Origin of the sequence: Pseudoalteromonas sp. MER144-MNA-CIBAN-0113 (assembly GCF_040308965.1) — a bacterium.
In the GTDB taxonomy this organism is placed as follows: domain Bacteria; phylum Pseudomonadota; class Gammaproteobacteria; order Enterobacterales; family Alteromonadaceae; genus Pseudoalteromonas; species Pseudoalteromonas tetraodonis.
Genome location: NZ_JBEOOG010000535.1, coordinates 1 through 244 on the forward strand (window position 1 = coordinate 1; position 244 = coordinate 244).

The following is a 244-nucleotide window of genomic DNA, read 5'->3' on the forward strand; positions in this document are numbered from 1 at the left end:
TCAAATGCTTCACTAAGAGTTACATTTTTCTGACTTAATAAAGTATCAAATTTCTGACATAAATAATAAAATGCTTTTTGTGAAGAAACTCTTTTTAAGTCATCTTTAGTATTATCTAAACTTGGGAAGTTAGGAATTAAGGGCAGCTTTTTACCTTTCCTAGGATATTCTCTGCTTACACTCAGAGCGTTATCATGTAATTTTTGAACTTGCTCCACAGGGAGTGAGTAACTCGATGCTGTAT

The 244-nt window shown here is 32.4% G+C and carries 1 protein-coding gene; it reads right to left on the reverse strand.

The features are described 5' to 3' along the window. The coding region (locus tag AAEY57_RS20820; protein WP_350608763.1) for a hypothetical protein at window positions 1–244 on the reverse strand (244 nt) is incomplete at both ends.